This is a genomic window from Thalassospira australica (assembly GCF_044790785.1).
In the GTDB taxonomy this organism is placed as follows: domain Bacteria; phylum Pseudomonadota; class Alphaproteobacteria; order Rhodospirillales; family Thalassospiraceae; genus Thalassospira; species Thalassospira australica_A.
In genome coordinates this window covers 1,027,994-1,044,994 of record NZ_CP085258.1, presented here as the reverse complement: position 1 = coordinate 1,044,994, position 17,001 = coordinate 1,027,994, and the positions used below count along the sequence as shown (strand labels likewise).

The window sequence follows — 17,001 nt, the reverse complement described above, 5'->3', positions numbered from 1 at the left end:
ATCCCTTCTACCCCAACCTCTTATCCGCACTCCGCTTCACCACACTCACCCCCAGAACGCCCAGCGCAATGCCCCAGATCGGGCTGGTATTCACCAATGCCGCAATAATCGCCGGGGCCTGAAGCGGCGTTAAGATAATCGCCGCCGCAATCGATCCCATCGTCATGATCCAGGTGAGTGCGACCGCATAGCCAAAGCTCGGTCGCCAGCGGCGCACAAACGCATCCTCGCTTTGCACCTCGGCCCGGATGGTGCGGTTGATGGTCGCCAGTATCTGGCTATCGCGCGAAAGCTCGATTTCCGCCATGCGTTCGGAATGACGGTTGGCCTCGATGATCTGGGCCGGGGTGACATCCCCTTTTGTCACCGCATCGCCCACCTGTTTAAGCCCCTCGGCCGCCGTTTTCGCGACCGGATGATCTATATTGTCAAGCCCCGCACCCACCGCCTTCATCAAAAGCGGCAGGCCGATTTGCGCCAGTAATGCTGGTATCACGTGATACCTCCTTCCTTGAAAATGCGTATTTTGCCAGCCGATTTCCCACCGGTTTCCTCCCCCGCCCGACACAACCCTGAATAAATTGACGTGCGGATAAAAAACCAATAGATTTATTAATTAATCCTAATGTTCACGTTTGACTGCATGGGATATCAGGGGGCAGCCATGAAAAGATTTCTTGCCGCAATGCTACTGTTTCTGGGGATGGATCAGGCCACCGCGCAGCAACTCCCGCCGCCGATTGACCTTGGCATTGTCAATATCCCGCAACAGACACAGGTCTGGTGCTGGGTCGCCGTGGTCGAACAGATCGCCCACTGGAAAAGCCAGACACATCCCAATTCATCCCCGCATCAGTGCGAACTTGTTTCCCGCGCAAACGGCATGTCACAGCCGCTTTGCTGCGATGCTGCGGCGGTGAATGCCAATCCGATGCTGGCACAGCAATGCGTGCGCACCGGGCAGGACCCCGAAATCATGCAGTTGCTAAGCCTGGTCAGCAACAATGCCGCCGGTTACGGCATGCCCGCCCATCCGATGGTGCTTTACAACACCCTTGCATCGGGCCGCGCCATCATCCTGAAACTGCAAAACACCCCCTATTCCGGGCATGTTGTGGTTCTGCGCGGCATGGCATGGGTGCAAACCCCGATGGGGCCGACAGCAGTCCTTTATATCAATGATCCGCTGTCCTATTTCACCCAGCCCGTCCCGTTCCAGAACATCGTCCATATGTGGTCCGGGGCCTATATCGCCAATTGATGCAGGGCTTTACGTTCACCCGATGTTTTTGAAAAACACATGCCCGCCAATCTCGGCCACCGGTACCTGCCCGCGCGCCCAATAGGGATCAACCGCACGGGTATGATAATGCGTCGCCCCCTGGGTCATGTCGCCAATCTCCCCGGCAAGGGCGCGGGTCGCCACCCGTTTGCACAGCCGGTATGCCGGGTCGCGCGCACTGAGCTTAAGCAACTTCACCCGGTTCGGGTCCCCGGCGTTCCAGCACGAAAACTGCCCCGGCTTCAGGCACACTTGCGCCACAGTACTGCCCCACCAATACCGCCCGCGCGATTGCGCAAACGCCACCCGGTTCAGGATCACGCAGGCCACCGCCTCGATCCCCGGCAATCCCTCGCCGCGCGCCTCGCCATAAAGTGTGCGTGCCAGCACCTCGCCCACCGGCAATGCGTGCGGGTCGGTGATCGCATCCATCGTCAGAACATCATTCATCGCTGTTTCCTTTCATGCCTTGCGCCCGGCCTCACGCCGCCGGCGCGTTATGATCAAGCTTCGCCTCGATCCGCAGCAGATGCGCGGTCAGGCGTTTTTCAATATCTTTAAGGTACGGGATCGAAACATAATTTCGCGCCACATCGAGCTTGAAGTCCGCCAAGCCATCGCGAAGCGCGATCATCTCCGCGTCATGGCTCGCGCGCATGGCCTCAAGCCGCTCGGAAAACTCGCCGCGCATCCGCCAGGTCAGCCAGAAAAGCCCCGCCACCGCCGGGATTTCCACCGCCGTAATCCACCAGATCAGATCAACCGGTCCCCCCATCACATCCTCCTGCCCCTTTGCATAAATCGCGCATGAAAAAGGCCCGCATCGCTGTCACGCAATGCGGGCCGGGTTGTTATTTCGGTGCTGCCGGGTTTGGCTCAGGCCCCGGCCTCCCTGATCAGGTGGCGCAACCGGCTGGCAATCGCCACCGCCATAAGCCCGCCGATCACCGTGATATGTTCAAGCACAAAGAACATCGAAATCTGTGCCTTCGGCCCCTCCATGTTCCAGAAACTGTGCACGACCAGAATGGTCAGAACCAGAAACACCGAAAGCGCCCCGCTCGCCAGCCACACCGCCCGATCCAGCAGCACCAGAACCGCACTGATCAAAAGCGTTGCCACCACCAGAATGTTAAACAGCCATGCGGGCGAAAGCCCGGCGGCGGCCATTTCCGCCACCCCGCCGTCAAAATCAATCAGCTTGGCCGTCCCCGACGCGGCAAAAACAAACACCATGCAGATCCGCGCAATCAGCCAAAGCCACCCGCTTTGCAATATCGCGTCAATCACACGCGGCGGCGCGGTACGCTTTCGCGTGACAAAAACCTGTTCCATAAATTTCCTTTCACCGATGGGTAAAGCCCGTCGCCGGACGATATCGTCACACTAGGACTTGAACCTATATTGAGGTCAACACGAAAAAGAACTTTATTTTCAAAAGTTTAACAAATACCTCACCCGTCATTCCCGAACCCGCAGCCCGATGGACTCCCGCCTGCGCGGGAGTGACGGCATGGGGAACATCGCCCGTCTCTACCTCCGTCATTCCCGCGCAGGCGGGAATCCAGTCCTTGGTGCCGCATCCTCCACCTTGCCGCCCGGCCACAAAAAAGACCCGCAAACCGAAAGGCTTGCGGATCAGTCAAGGAGGTCACTCGTCGCAATCATCGTCACGGTCTCATCCCGGCCACCGTCTTGGCCGGTATCCCGCAACAGGCCGCACCATGCACATTCAAAACGTCGCGCAGTATTACCGCACTACGGGTTCAGGCATGCGGTCCGCTGATCTTTACCTCAAGCTCCTGCCACGCCTCGCCGGATGCCACAAGGCAGCTTGCCCCGTTGGGCGATGTAAACAGGATGGTCCATGTTTTGCCGTCGGGGGCTTTCAGCACCTCGATCACGCCGCCATTGGCGGTCACACCAACCGCGACCGGTTCCTCGGCATATTTGGCACTCAGGCTGTCAAGCACCTTGGTGCGGTCCCCGCAAACCGGGGACGCGGCATTGGCAGGCATGGCAAGCAGGGTGGCGACCGCAATCGCGCCTGCCGTCACGGCGATGAGTTTTGTCATTCTCCTCATGGTCAGGCCCTCCTTCAAGGGATCACAGACGGCGCGCTTCGGTTGAAGTCCGAAGCAACTTGTAAACCGATCTATAAATTGACCAACGCCGCAAAGCGGAAATAGGTCCGGCCCGATGGCACCGGCAGGCAGATTATGTCGTCGAATATACGCCTTTGGTATAGATAAATTACCCCAAAACTATGCCTTCATATAGTTAAGGTAATCATGAAAGTTGAATTTTCCATGAATATCGCGCTTTTGTGATCGACGATGTGCATAAGCATTTGTGAATTCACGAAATGTTTTACGGCACAAACGCCTTTTCCACCGCAAATGCCGTGCCCGATGGCCGCCAGTCGCCCCCGGACCGGACTTTTTCCACCCGCGGCAGGCGCACCGGCTCATGGATCAGGCACCCCGCCACCGCATCAAGCCCGTCATCATGCTGCCCTGCTTTGCTCCTTCCCCGCCCCCGTCCCTCGCCGGGGCGCCATTCGCGCATTTCACGGATGAACGGCGTTTGCCAGATACGCGCATGCGCATGCAAAAGCCCCGCACTCAACGCCGCGCCAAATGCATCCTCGATCCGCGCGTCCTTGTTTTTCGCCTCGTGATGCTCCACCACACTTGCCGCCCAGTCGGCCTGCTTTAAGGCGCGACGCAGGATATTGGGCAAAAACCGCCCGACCCCGTTGGTCTCGACCCGAACGGACGGCAGATGGTTCTGCCGGATGAATGCGGCTGCCTTGGCGCAAATCTGGCTGGCTTCATCGGCTTCGTGCAGGCGCGTCGCATCAAATGTCAGCCACGCCATATCATGCAGCCAGTATTCCCCGCGCTCGCAGACATAAACGCACGCAATCACCGCGCCATCGCCCCCCTTTGCGCTCCCATATGCGCCACCAGGTACGCCCCCGCTGGCCCCAAAGCTCGGATCAAAATGGCACGCCCCCGCCACCATCCGCCGCCCCGCAATCGACAGGCGCAGCGCCCCGTTGGCCTGCTCGATCACCGCATCATCGCCATAACGGTGCAACCGCGCGGGGTCGAGGATGCCGTCACTGGGGGCCAGCATCTCCAGCATCATCTGGCTGGCAAATTTCCGCTCCCCGGTATGGGTCCGGATTTCCTCGATCCTGGCGGCTGAAAACCGGTCTGGCCAGTTCGATTGCCCCTGTTCATCCAAAATCGGCAGGCAGAACCGCTCAAACCCCGCCAGAAACGGGGCGGCCTCTCCGGTTTCGGCCCGGATTTCATCGGCATAGATCGAATAATAGCTATGCGGCGTACCGACATAAATCTGCGTGCCATCGGGCGACAGGACATAGGCAATCTCGCCCAGCTTCTCGCGCAGTTCGGCGCGTTTATGGGCCGTGTCGCTGTTTTTGGGCACCTCGACATCATCGCAAATCACCACATCGGCCCGCGATCCGGTGATATTGGCGCCAATACCGGCCGCCTGCATCGACGGATCACGCAACACACCCGGCCGCTCGACCGTAAAACGCTCAGTCCCCCAATCAGTACGCTTTTCGGGCAAAAGCCCCGCCAGCAACGGATGGCGTTCGATCACGCGCTTGACATTGCGCACCATCTTTTTCGCCAGTCCCAGATCGGCCGCCAGAACCAGAATACGCAAATCCGCATCACGATACAAAAGCCACGCGCAAAACAGCCCGACCAGTGTGGACTTGCCCGAATTGCGAAACGCCATCAGCAAAAGCTGCCCCTTCCCCGCCTTCCAGCAATCCTCAAGCCACGCCGCCATATCGCGATGATGCCCCGGCAACCCAAACCCCATCATCGCATTCCAGATCCAGACAAACTCGCCAAACCCGGCACACCTCGCCCGCCCCCGATCAATCACCTGCGCCATGCCCGCTTCCCTCACCATCCAATCTGCTGCACCCTGGACTCCCGCTTTCGCGGGAGTGACGAATGTGTCGAAAGCCCATCCCCAAAGCCGTCATTCCCGCGCACGCGGGAATCCAGTCCTTGCGGGCCACGTCCTCTACCCCAACCACCGAACCCTCAGCACGATGGACTCCCGCCTTCGCGGGAGTGACGAATGTGTCGAAAGCCCATCCCCGAAACCGTCATTCCCGCGCACGCGGGAATCCAGTCCTTCGCGCCGCAACCTCAAACCCGGCAACCAGAACCACCCATCGGCATCACCAAAAGCTCCGCCATCCGGCCAAATCCTGCTATCCTTCCACGATGAAACAGCCCTGCGTCTATATCCTTGCCAGCGACCGCAACGGCACGCTTTACATCGGCGTCACCGCCGATCTGCGTGCCCGCATCTGGCAACACCGCACAGCCACGGATAAGGGCTTCACCCAGCGTTACAATGTCGGGCAACTCGTGCATTTTGAACTGCATGACAGCATGGAAAACGCCATCCTGCGCGAAAAGCGCCTTAAAAAATGGCGCCGCGCCTGGAAGCTCGACCTGATCGAAAAACACAATCCCGACTGGAACGACCTGTTCGACAGCCTGAACGCATAAGCGTCGATAAACTCTCTTCCGTCATTCCCGCGAACGCGGGAATCCAGTCCTTCGCGCCACAGCCTCAAAACCATCCACCGAACCCGCAAGCCCCATGGACTCCCGCTTCCGCAGAGTGACGAACGGGTGGAAACCTTGTCCCAATAAACCGTCATTCCCGCGAACGCGGGAATCCAGCCCTTCGTGCCACAGCCTCAAAACCATCCACCGAACCCGCAAGCCCCATGGACTCCCGCTTTCGCGGGAGTGACGAACGGGCGGAAACCTTATCCCAATAAACCGTCATTCCCGCGAACGCGGGAATCCAGCCCTTCGTGCCGCAGCCTCAAAACCATCCACCGAACCCGCAAGCCCGATGGACTCCCGCTTCCGCAGAGTGACGAACGGGCGGAAACCTTGTCCCAATAAACCGTCATTCTCGCGAACGCGGGAATCCAGTCCTTCGTGCCACAGCCTCAAAACCATCCACCGAACCCGCAAGCCCGATGGACTCCAGCTTCCGCGAAGTGACGAACGGGCGGAAACCTTATCCCAATAAACCGTCATTCCCGCGAACGCGGGAATCCAGTCCTTCGTGCCACAGCCTCAAAACCATCCACCGAACCCGCAAGCCCCATGGACTCCCGCCTGCGCGGGAGTGACGACAGAGTGGAAAAGCTCTTCGCGCAAAACCGAAGACCTCCGCCTCTACCGCCCCGCCTTCACCGCGCCAAACCGCAAGCCATCCACCAGAAGCTCCACCATGCTGCGCGTATGCGCCGCCCCCGCTTCATCGCCAACACCGGCGACCGAAAGGTTGCCAATCGCGCGCAAAAGGTCATAGGCGGCAATATCGCGCCGCACCTCGCCCGCTGCCGCCGCGGCTTCCAGAAGCGACATCAGAACCGGCTCGAACTTCGCGCGAAAATAATCAGGCAGCGCATCAAACGCCGGATCACCGGAATGCAATGCCGCCGCCAGCCCCTTTTTGGTCGCGATAAAATCGGTATAGCGATTAAGCCAGCGCACCAGCGCCTCGCCCGGCGGATAATCCGCCGCAAGCGTTGCCGCCGTCGCGGCACAGGCATCAACCTCCCGCCTGAAAACCGCCGCCACAAGGTCGGACCGGGTCGGAAAACGGCGATACAGCGTCCCCACGCCAACCCCGGCCCTGGCGGCAATTTCGCGCACCGGCGCATCCACGCCAGCCGTCGCAAAAACCGCCTTGGCCGCCTCAAGCACCGCATCCTCGTTCCGCTTGGCATCGGCCCGCACGCGCCGTTTCGGTGTGCCGTCCTCACCGTCAAAGTCACGTTTTGTCACGTCATCCGCCACGCAAATCTTCCCTGCTGCCGCCGGTCCAAAGACCCCGCACGCAATTACCCTTGATATACGGAACAACGTTCCGTATATACACTTCATCAAGTGGAACAAAGTTCCGTTTATTATCGGATCAACGTTCCGTTTTTCTATATAGGCGAAGCCCCCGACCTTCGCCAAGCAAAACAAGGCACCAAGTCATGAACAATCTGCTTACCGATGCCCGCCATATCCCGACCGGCCCGTCCTTTCCGACCCTGTGCATCAATCCGGTCACCCTTCCGGCCCCGGATCGCGGGTTGCCGCTTGAACTGCGCATCACCGCCCCTCTCACCCCGCCCTCGAATGATCGGGATCTTCCGATCCTTCTGCTCTCGCACGGGCATGGGCCGTCGCTGTATATCCCGTCGAAGGATGGTTATGGGCCGCTTGCGAATTTCTATGCCGCGCACGGCTTTGTCGTGATCCAGCCGACACACGGCAATTCCAGGGTCGCGGGTCTTCCGGCCGATGCACCGGGCGCACCGTTTTTCTGGCGTTCGCGCGTGCTGGATATGAAGCTCATCCTTGATCAGCTTGACGCGATAGAGGACCAGTTTCCCGCCATCGCCGGGCGGCTCGACCGCTCCAAAATCGCCGCCATCGGCCATTCGCTGGGCGGGCAGACGGTCGGCATGCTGCTTGGCGCGCGTCTGACCGATATCAACGACCCGGATGCACAGAATGTCGATCTGATCGAACCGCGCATCAGGGCCGGTGTGCTGCTGGCCGCCCCCGGCAAGGGCGGGGATAGCCTCAGCGACTTTGCGCGCGCAAACTACACATCGCTCAACCCCGATTTCAGCCACCTGACGACAAAAACCCTGGTCGTTGCCGGCGATGCCGATGACAACCCGCACCTGACGACCCGTGGCCCCGCCTGGCACACCGACCCGTTCCATCACAGCCCCGGTGCCGATGCCCTGCTGACCCTGATTGGCGGCAAACACGGCCTTGGCGGCATTGCCGGTTATGATGCGAAGGAAACCGACGACGAAGACCCCGACCGCCTTGCCATCACTCAACGCATGACGCTGGCCTACCTCAAATCCGCGCTTGATCCGGCTGATACGTCATGGGCGAACGCCGCCAAAGCCCTTGCCGATCACGCCCCGTCACATGCCCATGTCACACTCAAATAACGCCTGAAACCCGGTGGCTGCATCGCACCCAAGGTGCAGCCACCGCGCCCGCCGCGCCATGGACTCCCGCTTTCGCGGGAGTGACGAGGAAGGGAAATATCATCGTAAACTTCCGTCATTCCCGCGCACGCGGGAATCCAGTCCTCCGCGCCGCATCCTCACAACCATCCGGCTTTACAAAACCCGCCCCTAAAAAACCCGCCAAGTCTCCCCACTGGCAAGATTGCGAACATAATCGACCGCCTCCCCGTTCCAGTGATAGGAAAAATGATCCCCCTGCACCGGGATCGGCACCACATCGGGCCAGAACGCCGCAATGCACTGCCCGCCGTCAAACCGCACACTGGGCCAGTATATCCCGTCCGATCCCGCTGCCCGCCGTTCCGCCCCAAATTTCTGCGATGCGCTATAATCATCGGGGTCCAGCAGATCGGGTTGATCGCTCACGTCATCAAACACATGCTCGATCCGCCCGACCAGCTCGCGAAACTGCGATGTCCAGCCCGGCTCCTCCTCGGTCGCCCGCATCATCCGCGCATGGTGATGCACGGTTTCGGCAATCGCCACCGCCCGGCCATCCCCCGCATAATAAAGCCCGTATGTGCCATCGGAAAACCGGCCGGGGCGATAGAGCGAACAATGAACAAACGGCGCCATCACGTAACTCGCCCCCGGTCCCGATACCCGGCGTTCGACCGGCACCTTGGCCAGATTGCCGATGCTGTCACGAATGCGCGGGTTCATCTTGGCCTCGGCCGATGCCAGGGCCTCCCAATCGGCGGGATCGGCGATATCTTCAAACAGGTCAATCGGCGGATAGATCGACCGGATGATCCGCACGCATTGCGGCCACGCAACATGCCTGCTCCTGCTCACCAGCCACCGCGCTCCGCATCAAGGTAACTTCGGATATCGGCGATATCCATGATCTCGCCGCGCAACATGATCTCAAGCGCACTCTGCCCGCCAAACGCCGCATTGGGCTTGCGGACCCAGGCATAACCCCGTGCCGGTTCACGAAACAGATATCGCAACCCTTTGTGAATCCCGATCAGCATCGCCATGCGCGTACGCAAATCACGATCAATCCGCCCGATATCTTTCTTCTTCCACCGTGCCCATGTGCGCGCGGGCATATCGCCCAGCAACACACGCGCTTCCTGATCGCTCAGATCCCAGACACCAAACAGATTAACAGTGGCGCGCGCCAGCGCCGCCGCCTCATCCTCGGTAATCACCGCCCGATCCGGCCGCGCCCCGGTCGGCTCCACAATCGCGAATTCCATCACACACCTCCATTTGGCATCAATATAGCATTTTTATGCCAAATGGCAAATAACGGAATAACAAAACCACCCACCGAGCCCGCCGCCCCATGGACTCCCGCCTGCGCGGGAGTGACGAACGGATGGAAAGGCCTTACCCCAAAAAACCCGTCATTCCCGCGAACGCGGGAATCCAGTCAGCCGTGCCGCAGCCTCAAAACCTACCCGCCAATCCGATGCAAATGAAACCAGCTCATCGCCGCTATAGGCCGCATCTTCACTCCTTCCCCGACCCAAACCACGACCAAGTGCCACATCCCGAAACCCCCGCCCGGTATCAACCCGCAACTGTTCGGTCTGCTGCACCCGGAATGTCACCGACACAAGCCGCAGCGCATTGCCCCCATGTGCACGCCTGCCATCCGATCCGGCGGGTGGCAAAGCGGCAATTTCATGGGTAAACGGCAATCCGGCCACGACCTTTGAAACCGCATCGGCCAAGCTTATCGTACCGCCCGAAACCATGATATCGCGGTAAAGCACACCATCGGCCCAGACGACCAGAGTCACACCTTCCAGATCATCAAACCCGCCCCAATGGCGGCGTGGTTCCTCGCCCTCGGTCAATTGCGCGGTGATCGAAAGATCAAGCCCGCAACCCTCATCAAACCGGCCAAGGTAAAATTTCCCGTCCCGCTCAAGGCAAAGGTAAACCTGCCCGCCCGCCACCGCGACGGCCCGAAACGCCGCACCCTCAACACTTTGCGACGACCAGGCGGTGATCGCCTCGCTCCGATAAAGCGTCAGGGTGCCAAGGCTGCCATCGCCCATCACCACATGCAAAAGCCGATGATCGGCATCAAACGCCTGATCAACCGGGCCCTGCACCAGATGGCGCGATAAAAGGGCCAAGTCCGCCGCCCCATAGGCCTGCTCGACATCGGTAAACAGAAATTCGCGCAATTCCCGGCCGCTGCGCGCGGCAAAGATCGTTGCCCCATCAACATTGACCAGCGGCACCGTCCGGTCCGCCCGGCTGCCGATCCGGGTCTGTCGCGTGACCTGGATATTGGCCGGCGTCAACGGGTCCCCCGTCACCATCCATTCCGATCCGCTGGTGAAAACCTGCAAATGGCGACCGGCGAAAATGCCGGTAATCGCATTGACCTGATCGGCCAGAAGGGCAAACTCAATCGCCTCGTCATCCAGCCCCTCGCCCAGATCGAAATTAAACAGATCCCCCGATTTCGACATCCACAACCGGTTGGGCAAATCCCGCGATCCGCCAATCACCATCCGGTCCTGATGAAAGGTCACGCTGCGCGGCCAGCCACGAACCGGCGAAAACACCTGTTCTTCAAAATCCTGTGTCGTGCTGGCATCGGGCAGGGCCTCTTTCAAGGTAATGGTTGCCAGTGTCGCACTCGAAACCCCGGCAATCTCCCCCTCGATCCCCTGTATGCGCCAGCGCGTGCCGACATGCCCGGCCTGAAAAATTGCACTGCTTGCCGAAAGGCTGACCGTACCACTGCTGCCCGATGGCGTGATCGAAACCGCCGGATCGCCGAATTTATAATAGGGCTGAAACCGCTTTTTCGCCGTTTCGCGCCACGCCCAGTTGGTCATCTCCCACGTCCCCGCCCCGTCGTCTGATCCTTTGCGCGTCAGGCGCATCGGCTCGACCTCCGGGTGGGTGACAAGCAGCGTATCGGCACTTTGCGTCCAGTTCAGAAGCGCATGGTGCATCACCCCGAACGGCGTTTCAAACCCGACAATCGCCACCCCGTCGCGATACACCGTGCCCTGATAATCGCCAAACACCAGCAGATAGGTTTGCTCTGTATTGAACTCGAACGGGATCAGCCGCACCGGGCCGGACAACGCATCAATCAACGCAATACCCGGCCTGCGCCGCACCCCGCCGCTCGGTTCAATGAACACATTGCGCAACCGTGCCGCCCCATTGCCATAGGCATTAAGATCCGACCGCCCCCACAATTCCGGGGCCAGTTCACCGGTCGAAAATGTCGTCTTTTCCAGAACCCTGCGCGCCATATCCCGTCCCCTCCCCGTTGGTCAAAACCCTTATCCCCGCGCCCCGATCAGGGTGAAATCCCCAATCGCCCGCGGGGTCGATTGCTGCGCATCGGCCAGCCTCGCAGCGCGAAACTGGTCTTCGGCGCGTTTAAACAGATATTCCGCCCGCGTGGTACTTTCGGTCAGCGGCACACAGAACTCCGCCGCAAGGCGTGTGATCAGTGCCAGATCGAAAAACGCCGGAAACGCCCCCTCCGCCATCCGCCCGACATAACGCAGATACGCCCGATCCGCCGCGCACCTCACAGCCCCCTGCACCAGCTCAAACTCCGGCACCGCCCCGCCCTCGGTCTCAAGCGACAGCAGCCGGATAAAATCACCGGGCAGAACAAACCGCCCCTCTCCCGCATCAGGCGCATCATCCCCGCCTTCACCACTCCCGGTCCTCCGCGCCAGCCACGCGCCACGCGCGGCAAACCGCCACGGATACGCCGCCAGCACCCCGTCGCGAATGGCCGGATAAAGCATCCCCGCCACCTCGGCCTCGGCGGTGTCATCCTCGAACGAAACAATCGGCGCCGCCCCGATCATCACCAATGCACGCGCACAAAGTGCGATGTCGCCAAGTGCCATGAAACCTCCTGCCTTGTGCGTAAAACCGGAACCAGCCAATCCCCGAAATCACCATCTCCGCCTGCACGGAAATGACGATTGAAACAAAGGATCTGCACCCTCTCCGTCACTCCCGCGAACGCGGGAGTCCATCGTGCCACATGCAAAAGCGGGGCCCGGAAACCCGAACCCCGCCCATCATTCATCCGTCAGATATCAGGCCGAAGCCGCCACCGGATAAAACGCCTTGATCGCATAGGTCATGGCGATGTTCCGTGGGCGGGTTTCGGAGCCACCAAAATCACCCGTTTTACCAGCGGCAAAAGTACCCGAACCAGCAATAGCTACTCGATACGGGTACAGGTCACCGTGCGAGTTAATAGGACCGGTTTGCCCATTGTTCGAATGCGAATGTGCTTCGACCTCCCCAATCTGCCCAGATGCAAACACACGATCCACATCGACACCACGCCCGGCATCAAAACCACGAATGAACTCGCCGCGAAGGTCCGGCAGGTTAAAGGTGGCAATCTGGTCACCATCGCCCCAGACGGTCCCAATCGCGGCATAAAGATCGGCATAGTCGGTCCGCGAAACTGCCGAACCATCACAGACCAGCCAGCCTTCCGGCGGGGTCGGCATGGCAAAGGCCGTGACAGAGCCGATTTCGGCACCAAAACCACCGCCATTTCCACCCGAACCACCATTGGCAATCAGCGTATTGATCGCCTGCAAAAGCTGGGTGTCATCCTGCCGATCCGGCGCGATATTGGCCGCCAGAACAACGTTCAGTACTTCGCTGGCAACCGGGGTATTACACTGCATGGATATTCTCCGTTTCAGTCAAAAGAAAACCCGGCAGCGGAAAGCTGCCGGGTCGAGGGAAAAAGTTAACGCCGTAAAATCAGACCTTGATGATGTAGTTCAGCACCACGAAAGGCTGCATGTTGTTGTGCGGCTGATCGCCGCCGGTCGAGCGGGTTTGCAAAGAAGTGCTTTCCGAGTTGGCCGCTCTCATTTGATTACCATTATCAACACCTGCGAGATTTGATCGATAGTCTATTCCATGACTGTGCGACGGCATCTCATCAACAGTAAGCTGATGGCTCTCTGCCCCGGCCATCGCCCCCAGAACCCGATCACTCAGATCAACACCCTGACCGGCCCCAACCGCCGCACGACCTCGCAAGTCCGGCAGCTTAAAGCTGCCCGGTGCGGCACCTTCGCCATAAACAGTCCCGATCACGGCAAACAGATCAGCATGGTCGCTGGCGAGAAGCTCGGTGCCATCGCACAGCATGAAACCCTCCGGCGCCGTAGCACCGGCAAAGGGCAGCACCGTGCCAAGCGGGGTCGCACCACCGCCACCACCATTGCCGCCACCCGAAATAAGCGTATTGATCGCCTGCAAAAGCTGCGTCTTGTCATCGCAGTCCGGCCAGATACCGGCCGCCTGGATAACGTTAAGCACTTCGCATTCGACCGGTTTGGAACCCTGCATGGACATTCTCCTTGCTTGAACATAAAAAAAACCGCTCCTGCCGGGGCAGAAACGGGTCGAGGGAAAGATCAAATCTGTGGGTAAAATCGCGGCGTGCGCCGGACGGGATCAGTCCGTATTCGAACTGCCAATCGCCGTCATATCGCGGACATCAACACCTGCCGCTCCCGAACTCGCCACGACGAAAAACCCGCCGGACATCGTGGCATCGCGGTTGGTATTGGCGATGATGATGTCACCAACCCGCAGCATGTCGCGTGCGTCCTGGAAATAGCCCGCCGTATCGACATCGGCGGCGAAATCCGGGGTGATGTAATGCCAAAGCGTAAAGCCGTTGGCATAGGCCAGAACACTGAGGTTTCTGGCTTTAAAACCTTCTGCCATTTTGGTCTCCGTTATTTGTATGGAAAATCTTCAAAAAGCCGCGCTCTGTCGCGGCTTATTCCTTGGCCCGGATGCAGCTCACCCCGGCATCATCAACAAGCACAGCACCCTGGCTCATGGAATTGTTGACGAAATGCGCCGCATGGTCGCCGTGCCAGGTAATGTCAGACTGCACATCCGCCCCGATCGCATGGCCAATCGCCGTTCTGTGATACCAGAAGCACGACCGGATGCCGTCCGCCACCGGAAGCCCCGAATGCGGCATCCAGAGCGTACCAAGCCAGCGCTTCGCCTGCGTTCCCTTCCACGGAAGGTCATCATCGCCGACATAATCGGCATTGGAAAATTCGTTGATCTGCAAAAGCTGCGACCATTGTTTCCAGCCGACAATCGCATAACGCTGCCCGTCATCGGGCACATCGCGGTTGCCCATGCCTTCAAACGCCGTCATCACCTTGCCAAGCGTAAACCCCGTATCATTGTGATCAATAAGCTCCTCGCCGCTTGCCAGCGCATTGATGATCAGATCATCGGTCTTGCGGCCAAGGGCATAAGCCCCGGCATTGGCCAGAACCATCTTTTCGTCGTGATTGACCTTAAGCTCGTCCAGTGCATCGACCCAGTCACCGGCATAATAATCGCGAAGGTCACAGCGCACCGCCTCGTGTTCGGCATTCATCACCGGCACCTTGCCGTGGCGCGCCTTGGTGGTGGCCGTGCCCTTGCCGACTTTCTGAAAAACCGTGCTGGCCCCCTTCACGCTGTTTTTGACCCGCACCGTATTGCGAAGCTTCGATCCCATCCGCTGATAGGCCTGATGCACATCGGCCTGGAAATGATCCACAAAGCTTTTATCGATTGTCACGCTCATCGGTTTATATCCTTCTGCCCATAAACAATTTTCCGACCACAAAGGCGATGAAACGGCCCCGAAGGGCGGCAAATCAGGCGATTTCGCCTTATTTGCACCCCGAACCGGTCATCTTGCGGTCATGGTTGAGTGGTTTTGTGTTGTGGTTCGGAACCCCGCCTGCTCGGCCGGTTTCGAACATCTGTCCGGTTTGGCCGGACCTGTTGCAAAATTGATGATCTGGAGTTTGCGTTGCGCGCAAAACTGTTTGCCACCATCGCCCTGATCGGGATTGGGGCAGCGGGGTATACCCTGCTGCCCTATACCCCTGTTCCCGGCTATTTCAACGATTTCACCAGCCGGGTTTCGTCCCTTGCCGGGTTTGGCGCGGAAAATATCCGCGACCGGGTTCTGCCCGATCTCGAAGCCGAACTGTCCAACGCCGACCTTTCGATTGGCGCGCCGGTTTTCGTGCGCGTATTCAATGCGGATCGCGATGTCGAAATCTGGCTCAAGGCAAACAACCGTTACCGCCTGTTTACCCGCTATAATTTCTGCGATGCCGATGCCATCACCCATGCCGATAACGCCGCCAGCAGCACAACCGATGCGTCTGGTGCCGCCATCGGCAATACCGCCGAACTTGGCGTTTATCATGTCACGCGCGACGACCTTGCCCCCAACAGCCCCCATCACCTTGAAATCGCCCTGACCCCGCTCACATCGGGCGCCCCCGAAGAAATGGCAGAACAGGCCCAAACCGCCCGCCCCGCCCTTCGTGGCAAGTGCGAGGGCACGGGCGGCATTGCCCTTGAAAACGGCGATATCGAACCGGTCTATATGCTGATCGATACAGCCCTTCGCGCCGGTCAGGCACGGGTGCCCGTCCACGTCTTTGAAAAACGCCAGAACATGAATGATGCCGTAACCCTTACCGAAGACGCCTTCGCCAGCGTCCCCGCACCGGGGCTTTATGACGTTTATGCCGCGTTCGAGCGCACCCGCATTCCCCCCGAAGTCCACAAAACCGATGGCCGCTATCAGGTGAACTAGGAAATACCATGCAGGCGGTCAAAACCCGCCTGCACCTCGGCCACAATCGCCGGATCACGGTCGCGCCAGTATCGCGGATCATTCATTTTGGACCGGATATCGGCGCGCAGATCACCCGCGCCATCCGCGCCCGTTCCCGCCGCCAATCCCGGTTCCGCCCCGCCACTCATCAACCGGTGAATGCTGCGCACCCCATCAGCCGTTTGGCACAAAACCTCAAACGCCACGTCGGGCAGGTTTTCGCGCCCCCATTTTTCAATGCGCGGAGCCAGTCGCTTCCAGTTTTCCGCCCCGCCAAACTCGGCCGCCAGTGCCGCCCGATCCGTGGCACGTCGGCTTGCCACCTCAACCTCGCCGATTAACGGCCCGATCACCTCCGCCGCCAGATCATAAACAAGCTGGGCCTGCGCCCCGTTAAATCCCGCCGCATGCAAGCGCGCATTCAACGCCGGATCCACCGCGCCCAACACCTCATCAACCGCAATCTCGTATCCGTCCGGCGTTTCGGGAATGCTGGCCGGGTCAATGACCGCGATGGCTTCACCGGCCTCAACCTCACCTTCCGGCAAAGCCCCGGCTTCCAAAACCCCGCCCTCGGCCACATCTTCCGCCGCCTCAGTCACGCCGCCCGCCACATCGGCCGGACGCAACAGATTATCCCCTGCCCCCTGTCCGGCTTCTGGCCGTGTCGGATTCTGCTCAATCGTCATGATGCACTCTCCCCTCTCCGGGCAGCCTCTCTGCTGCCGGATTGCTGTTCATAAATTTGGGTTTTGTCCTGATTAACACTGAGCGGGGCAGCGAAGTCTGGACGGTCAGGCAAATGACGCCGTTACTCCCTCGCGCCGCGCGCTCCCCATCGTCGATGTGGCACCAAGTCTGGATTCCCGCGTTCGCGGGAATGACGGTTGGGGAGAATGATACCGCCCCAACCTCTCCCGTCACCACACCCTCCCCGTCACT

Annotated in this window: 20 protein-coding genes; 4 read left to right on the top strand and 16 right to left on the bottom strand. The window is 59.7% G+C overall.

Translation table 11 applies throughout. The features are described from left to right. Positions 1–7 precede the first annotated feature (7 nt). Positions 8–496 (bottom strand): 3TM-type holin, encoded by a 489-nt coding sequence (locus LG297_RS04905; protein WP_404425705.1) that lies wholly within the window; start codon positions 494–496, stop codon positions 8–10. Between the two features lie 168 nt (positions 497–664). Between LG297_RS04905 and LG297_RS04900 the strand changes: the two genes are divergently transcribed. Continuing rightward, positions 665–1,261: a papain-like cysteine protease family protein gene (locus tag LG297_RS04900; RefSeq protein ID WP_404425703.1), complete on the top strand. Its 597-nt coding sequence runs from the start codon at positions 665–667 to the stop codon at positions 1,259–1,261. Positions 1,262–1,276: 15 nt separating this feature from the next. Here LG297_RS04900 and LG297_RS04895 read toward each other — a convergent pair whose 3' ends face one another. From LG297_RS04895 to terL, 5 genes are all read right to left on the bottom strand, one after another. Further along, the gene (locus LG297_RS04895) at positions 1,277–1,732 is read right to left on the bottom strand and encodes a cell wall hydrolase (RefSeq protein WP_404425701.1); all 456 of its coding nucleotides are present in this window, start codon (positions 1,730–1,732) and stop codon (positions 1,277–1,279) included. A gap of 31 nt (positions 1,733–1,763) precedes the next feature. Continuing rightward, the gene (locus LG297_RS04890; RefSeq protein WP_404425699.1) at positions 1,764–2,057 is read right to left on the bottom strand and encodes a hypothetical protein; all 294 of its coding nucleotides are present in this window, start codon (positions 2,055–2,057) and stop codon (positions 1,764–1,766) included. 101 nt (positions 2,058–2,158) lie between these two features. Continuing rightward, a complete protein-coding gene (locus LG297_RS04885; protein ID WP_404425697.1) occupies positions 2,159–2,617 on the bottom strand; it encodes a DoxX family protein in 459 nt (152 codons plus the stop codon). A gap of 431 nt (positions 2,618–3,048) precedes the next feature. Continuing rightward, on the bottom strand, positions 3,049–3,357 hold the full coding sequence (locus LG297_RS04880; RefSeq protein WP_404425695.1) for a hypothetical protein: 309 nt from the start codon (positions 3,355–3,357) through the stop codon (positions 3,049–3,051). A 295-nt stretch (positions 3,358–3,652) separates the two neighbouring features. Then, complete coding sequence (gene terL, locus LG297_RS04875) at positions 3,653–5,224, bottom strand: phage terminase large subunit (protein ID WP_404425693.1); 1,572 nt, start codon at positions 5,222–5,224, stop codon at positions 3,653–3,655. Between the two features lie 194 nt (positions 5,225–5,418). Here terL and LG297_RS04870 point away from each other — a divergent pair, with 194 nt between their 5' ends. After that, a complete protein-coding gene (locus LG297_RS04870) occupies positions 5,419–5,856 on the top strand; it encodes a GIY-YIG nuclease family protein (RefSeq protein WP_404425691.1) in 438 nt (145 codons plus the stop codon). Between the two features lie 687 nt (positions 5,857–6,543). Here the strand turns inward: LG297_RS04870 and LG297_RS04865 are convergent. Beyond that, entirely contained in the window at positions 6,544–7,158 is a 615-nt protein-coding gene (locus LG297_RS04865) for a TetR/AcrR family transcriptional regulator (RefSeq protein WP_404425689.1), read from the bottom strand. Between the two features lie 197 nt (positions 7,159–7,355). Here LG297_RS04865 and LG297_RS04860 point away from each other — a divergent pair, with 197 nt between their 5' ends. Further along, entirely contained in the window at positions 7,356–8,336 is a 981-nt protein-coding gene (locus tag LG297_RS04860) for an alpha/beta hydrolase family protein (protein WP_404425687.1), read from the top strand. Positions 8,337–8,525: 189 nt separating this feature from the next. Here LG297_RS04860 and LG297_RS04855 read toward each other — a convergent pair whose 3' ends face one another. From LG297_RS04855 to LG297_RS04820, 8 genes are all read right to left on the bottom strand, one after another. Then, on the bottom strand, positions 8,526–9,212 hold the full coding sequence (locus LG297_RS04855) for an RES family NAD+ phosphorylase (protein ID WP_404425685.1): 687 nt from the start codon (positions 9,210–9,212) through the stop codon (positions 8,526–8,528). Continuing rightward, the gene (locus LG297_RS04850; protein ID WP_404425683.1) at positions 9,209–9,622 is read right to left on the bottom strand and encodes an antitoxin Xre/MbcA/ParS toxin-binding domain-containing protein; all 414 of its coding nucleotides are present in this window, start codon (positions 9,620–9,622) and stop codon (positions 9,209–9,211) included. Before LG297_RS04850 ends, LG297_RS04855 begins: the two co-directional genes overlap by 4 nt. 150 nt (positions 9,623–9,772) lie before the next feature. Then, positions 9,773–11,656 carry a hypothetical protein gene (locus tag LG297_RS04845; protein WP_404425681.1) on the bottom strand — a complete coding sequence of 628 codons (1,884 nt, stop codon included), beginning with the start codon at positions 11,654–11,656 and terminating at the stop codon, positions 9,773–9,775. A 30-nt stretch (positions 11,657–11,686) separates the two neighbouring features. Continuing rightward, positions 11,687–12,271 carry a hypothetical protein gene (locus tag LG297_RS04840; protein WP_404425679.1) on the bottom strand — a complete coding sequence of 195 codons (585 nt, stop codon included), beginning with the start codon at positions 12,269–12,271 and terminating at the stop codon, positions 11,687–11,689. Positions 12,272–12,466: 195 nt separating this feature from the next. Further along, the gene (locus LG297_RS04835) at positions 12,467–13,075 is read right to left on the bottom strand and encodes a phage tail protein (RefSeq protein ID WP_404425677.1); all 609 of its coding nucleotides are present in this window, start codon (positions 13,073–13,075) and stop codon (positions 12,467–12,469) included. A 79-nt stretch (positions 13,076–13,154) separates the two neighbouring features. Further along, the gene (locus tag LG297_RS04830; protein ID WP_404425675.1) at positions 13,155–13,751 is read right to left on the bottom strand and encodes a phage tail protein; all 597 of its coding nucleotides are present in this window, start codon (positions 13,749–13,751) and stop codon (positions 13,155–13,157) included. 108 nt (positions 13,752–13,859) lie between these two features. Continuing rightward, positions 13,860–14,135, bottom strand: coding sequence for a hypothetical protein (locus tag LG297_RS04825; RefSeq protein ID WP_404425673.1), 276 nt, complete (start codon positions 14,133–14,135; stop codon positions 13,860–13,862). A 55-nt stretch (positions 14,136–14,190) separates the two neighbouring features. Further along, positions 14,191–15,006: a phage capsid protein gene (locus LG297_RS04820; RefSeq protein ID WP_404425671.1), complete on the bottom strand. Its 816-nt coding sequence runs from the start codon at positions 15,004–15,006 to the stop codon at positions 14,191–14,193. A 231-nt stretch (positions 15,007–15,237) separates the two neighbouring features. On the opposite strand from LG297_RS04820, the gene LG297_RS04815 reads away from it, so the two are divergent. Continuing rightward, complete coding sequence (locus LG297_RS04815) at positions 15,238–16,038, top strand: hypothetical protein (RefSeq protein ID WP_404425669.1); 801 nt, start codon at positions 15,238–15,240, stop codon at positions 16,036–16,038. Here LG297_RS04815 and LG297_RS04810 read toward each other — a convergent pair. Beyond that, positions 16,035–16,748, bottom strand: coding sequence for a hypothetical protein (locus LG297_RS04810; protein WP_404425667.1), 714 nt, complete (start codon positions 16,746–16,748; stop codon positions 16,035–16,037). The two genes, LG297_RS04815 and LG297_RS04810, sit on opposite strands and share 4 nt — an antisense overlap. Positions 16,749–17,001: the final 253 nt, after the last annotated feature.